Source organism: Mesotoga sp. UBA5847 (genome assembly GCF_002432735.1).
Classification (GTDB): Bacteria; Thermotogota; Thermotogae; order Petrotogales; family Kosmotogaceae; genus Mesotoga.
Window position 1 is genome coordinate 1 of sequence record NZ_DJGL01000007.1, and the last position, 4,622, is coordinate 4,622.

Genomic DNA, 4,622 nt, shown 5'->3' on the forward strand with positions numbered 1-4,622 from the left:
TCTTCGCCTTCTTGGCACACTCTGGTCAGATCTCTCATGGAGACCTAGAGTGCCGAACTCTAGGTCTTTCTTCGATACTGTAAGGCTTCAGCAATGTGCCTGGCCTTAACTTCACTTTCTTCGAGATCGGCTATAGTAAGTGCTACTTTAAGAACTCTATCAATGGCCCTTGCAGTTAATTTCATCTTTTCCACGGCTGCCGAAAGAAGTGATCTCGATGCTGAGTCTAGCGGCACGTATTCTTTCAGTAAGGCATGACTGAGCTGACTATTCGAGAATATGCTCATTTCTTCATATCTTTTCGACTGTCTCTTCCTTGCCGTAATAACTCTCTTTCGAACTTCGTCAGAGCTTTCTGCCGTTGAGTTTTCCATATACTTATCGAAATCGAGTCTTGGCATGTCAACGAAGATATCTATCCTATCTTCCATTGGACCCGAGATCTTCCTATTATATCTTTGAATGTCATACCAAGAACATGTGCACTCTCTTGTTTTGTCCCCGTACCATCCGCAAGGACACGGGTTTTGGGCAGCTATGAGCATGAATCTGGCAGGATAAGTGGCTGTCAGTTTTGCTCTTGCAACAGTAATTACTCCATCCTCCAGCGGTTGTCTGAGAGCCTCGATTACATCTCTTCTGAACTCCGGAAACTCGTCCATGAATAAGACACCGTTGTGGGCAAGACTAATTTCACCCGGTCTAGCATCATTTCCACCACCAACGATAGATGTTGTCGACGCGGTATGGTGAGGAGACCTGAATGGTCTCTCTTTTATCAGCCCTCTTTCACCCAGCAGTCCAGCAACGCTGTAAATCATTGTGGTCTCAACAGCTTCATCCATAGTTAGCGGAGGGAGAATAGATGGAATTCTACGGGCAAGCATTGTTTTTCCACATCCCGGGGACCCTCGAAGGGAAATGTTGTGCCCTCCTGCCGCGGCGACTTCAGAAGCCCTCTTAGCAAACTCCTGTCCCTTTATCTCAGACATGTCCGGCCCATTCATACTTCCCAATTCGGGCTGCGAATAGACGACGGGTTTTTTCTCCACGTGTCCGTTCAAAAAGCCAACCAAATCGTTCAAACTATCCGCCGTGAAAATCGTAAGGTTGTTCACTATTGTAGCTTCCTGCCTGTTTGGAGCAGGAAGCACAACTCTTAGACCATTTGCCCTGCTGGAAAGCGAAAGCAGAATTGGCAAGACGCCTCTTACTCGCCTAAGGCTTCCGTCAAGACCCAGTTCTCCAAAGAAAATGTAATCGGAAAGATCGGTTTTGATTTTCGAAGTTGCCTTAAGCAACCCCACCGCTATAGGAAGATCGAGATAAGATCCCTCCTTTTTCACATCGCTCGGAGCTAGGTTGACCGTTATTCGACCGTTGGGTAGCTCTATCCCCGAGTTCTTGACGGCACTCTTAACTCTCTTCTTGCTCTCCTTAATTACGGTGTCTCCAAGACCTACGATATCCATCTCCTGGATTACTGCCCTGCTGTCAATATCCAGCTCAACGAGAACATCCAAAACGTTAAGACCCATGGTTGTAATCGTTCTAACTCTTGAATAGCGCATCTCATAACCTCCTATCATATATGAAATTATATCAATCAAGAGGCGAAGAGGTGATATACTTGAAATGAGGCATGGTCGAGGTGTGCATATGAAGAATACACATCGTATTAGTGTAAGAGCTTTGGTCATAAAAGACGAATCTGTTCTTCTTGTTCGTCATGAGCATCGCGACAGACCTCCCTTCTGGTGTTTCCCCGGCGGACTTGTTGAACCAGGCGAAGATCTTTTTACTGCAATCAAGAGAGAGATAAGGGAAGAGACTTATCTTGAAGTCTTTCCTAAATCGGTTGTTGCACTACAGGAATTCAAAAGAGAAAGCCTTCTGGAGGTGATATTTTCCTGCGATTACGTCTCGGGAAGGACCAACCTGGGATCAGATCCAGATAACTCGGGAGTTCCAACGTTGGTTGAAGTCAAATGGGTGGAAATTGGAGAGATTGAGAAGTACAGAGTACTTCCGATTTGGCTTTCTTCACGTCTCAAGACAGAATGGAATTCTCTGAGTTCAATACAGTTATATGAGGTAGCGAGCAAACACCAGCTCAAGACAGGGAGTCCTGATTCCAGCGTACTGTAACGGCCTTTGGTATGTGATAACATGAAGTAACGCAATTTGGTAGCATCACGCGAGAGGAGGGTTATCATGGATTACAACATCTACTCTAAAGACGTAACTGTTACAGACTCCATGAAAGACTACATCGACAAGAGGTTCTCAAAAGTGTCGAAAGTTGTCAACGAGGAGAAGCTGATCTCGATGGATCTCAGGCTCTCGAAGGAAAGGGCGTTCTACAAGGTCGAGGCGACCGCCCATCTGCCGGGCGTTATGGTCCGCGTGGAGGAAAAGGGCAGCGACTTCTATACAGTAGTGGATTCGGCATCTGATGCCTTTGAGAGAAGAATAAAGAGATTCAAAGAGAGAACTCGCCACAAGCACAAAAACGGCCTTAAGGAAAACCTCGATTCAATTCCCTCCAGGTTCGAAGAAGATCAATCCACAGTAATTACAAGACGTAAGAGGTTCACTATCAAGCCGATGACTGAGGATGAGGCCGTTCTTCAGATGGAAATGCTTGGCCACACCTTTTTTGTCTACAGGAATATCGATACTGATGAAGTCAATGTTCTCTATACTAGAAAGAACGGATCTATCGGTATTATTGAAATGAACGAATAGCGGACGGCCACCAGAAGGTGGCCCGCTTTCTTAATCTTCACGTGAGATGATTATTATGGTAGAATTCGAAATCTAGTTCTGTCTATAGAAATGAAAGGGTGGTGGCAAGAATACAGAATAACAGAACGCAGACTATTGTCTTCAGTCGAATTGAGGACGAAGTCAGGATCGCTTCTCTGGACGGCGATCAGCTGGAAGAGATTTTTTTCGAAGACATGGACAGCGAAAGTGTAACTGGAAACATCTATCTTGGCAAGGTAGAGAATGTTGTTCCCAGCCTTGAAGCGGCTTTTGTGAATATTGGGATTGGAAGGAACGCATTTCTTAGATTCAAAGATGCTTCCGGACAACAGAAACTGGAGAAGAACAACAAAGTTCTAGTCCAGGTCAGCAAAGATCCCATCGGTTCGAAAGGGCCTCAGATTACCCTTAAGGTTAGCATACCAGGCAGAAGCCTTGTTTATACACCGTTTTCGAAGCATATTGGAATATCGAAGAAGATCGCGGATCAGCAGGAAAGGAATAGGCTCACCGCGGTTGCGAAGTCAGTTCTTGAAAACAAAGAAGGTGTGATCTTCCGTACCGCCGCTTTCGGTGTGGGTGAGGAAACAATAAAGGAAGAGCTTGAAAGTCTGCGTGAAAACTGGAACAAGATAAACGAGACATTTAGAAGAAGCAGAAAACCGAAGATTCTCTATGAGGAACCTTCCTTTGTAGAGTATATTCTCAGAGAGAGACTAACCGAAAATACAAAGGAGATAGTGGTCGATTCAGAGGAACTCTGGCACGATGTGGTCGCCGGCATCAGCAAATTCAAGTCCGGTTTCAAACCGGTCGTGAGGTATGTTGAAGGCGATGCCTTTGCGTCTGAAGAAGTGTACGAGAAAATGAAGATCCTCTATACCAGAATGGTATCCCTACCCGCGGGAGGAAACATATACATAGACAGAACAGAAGCTATGACGGTAATCGATGTGAACTCTGCAAGCAGTATCTCCGGCAACGATGTGTCGGAAACTTCATTGAACACGAACCTAGAGGCCGCTTCAGAGATTGCGAGACAGCTGAGATTGAGAAACATTGGCGGAATAGTCGTTATAGACTTTATTGATATGAAGAACGATGAAGATAGGCAGAAAGTGATATCGAGTCTCACAGCTGAATTTAAGAAGGACAAGGCGAGAACTATGATAATGGGATTCACGAGACTTGGATTGCTGGAAATGACAAGGAAGCGATCGACAGCTGCAATTGGGTCCAAGTTATATTCCTCATGCCCGATTTGCAAGGGAACGGGAAGGATCGAGTCTCCCAGGGCAGTTTATCAGCGGCTGCTTAAGGATCTATCGAGGGGTTTTCAGGACGAATCGTTGACCAGCGCCTCCATTCAGGTTTATCAAAACATGTCTGGAATCCTAACTCCAGAAAACCAGAAGAACCTTGTCAAGACGCTGAAAAGAGAGATTTCGGTGGGCTTCACCTGGCCAATTCCGACCTCTTATGAAATCAAATTCGTGAAGAAGCAAGAAAAACCGAAGAAACCCAAGACTAAGGCAAAAAGGGAGTCGAAATGACTCCCTTTACCTATCTGGTGGATGCGACAGGGATTGAACCTGTGGCCTCTTCCGTGTGAAGGAAGCGCTCTTCCGCTGAGCTACGCATCCGTACAGCAATTCTATCATCGGTAGGGTACAGTGTCAAGGTTTGACGATTAGTTACGTGATGACAGGTAGCGGCAAAGTGAAAACGGTTGACCGTTAACCGAGGGAAAAACCTGTTCTTCGTTCCAGAGCGAGGATCTGTTCTTCGTTCCTAGATCCGCTGTACGCTTAAGAACAAGGACCCGCTGATTGCTTGTAAAAGCTCAGTTGCAA

At 45.7% G+C, this 4,622-nt stretch carries 4 protein-coding genes and 1 tRNA gene; 3 read left to right on the forward strand and 2 right to left on the reverse strand.

The genetic code is table 11. From position 1 onward, the window contains the following. Positions 1-59: 59 nt before the first annotated feature. Complete coding sequence (locus B3K91_RS00470; RefSeq protein ID WP_292593814.1) at positions 60-1,571, reverse strand: YifB family Mg chelatase-like AAA ATPase; 1,512 nt, start codon at positions 1,569-1,571, stop codon at positions 60-62. An 88-nt stretch (positions 1,572-1,659) separates the two neighbouring features. Here B3K91_RS00470 and B3K91_RS00475 point away from each other — a divergent pair, with 88 nt between their 5' ends. The 3 genes from B3K91_RS00475 (at position 1,660) to B3K91_RS00485 (ending at position 4,322) form a co-directional block, all read left to right on the forward strand. Next, the gene (locus tag B3K91_RS00475; protein ID WP_214078787.1) at positions 1,660-2,148 is read left to right on the forward strand and encodes an NUDIX domain-containing protein; all 489 of its coding nucleotides are present in this window, start codon (positions 1,660-1,662) and stop codon (positions 2,146-2,148) included. 66 nt (positions 2,149-2,214) lie between these two features. Continuing rightward, the gene (gene hpf / locus B3K91_RS00480; RefSeq protein ID WP_099829643.1) at positions 2,215-2,748 is read left to right on the forward strand and encodes a ribosome hibernation-promoting factor, HPF/YfiA family; all 534 of its coding nucleotides are present in this window, start codon (positions 2,215-2,217) and stop codon (positions 2,746-2,748) included. A 101-nt stretch (positions 2,749-2,849) separates the two neighbouring features. Further along, a complete protein-coding gene (locus B3K91_RS00485; RefSeq protein ID WP_214060236.1) occupies positions 2,850-4,322 on the forward strand; it encodes an Rne/Rng family ribonuclease in 1,473 nt (490 codons plus the stop codon). 15 nt (positions 4,323-4,337) lie between these two features. On the opposite strand, the gene B3K91_RS00490 is transcribed toward B3K91_RS00485, so the two are convergent. Further along, positions 4,338-4,412, reverse strand: a tRNA-Val gene (locus tag B3K91_RS00490). Between the last annotated feature and the right edge of the window lie 210 nt (positions 4,413-4,622).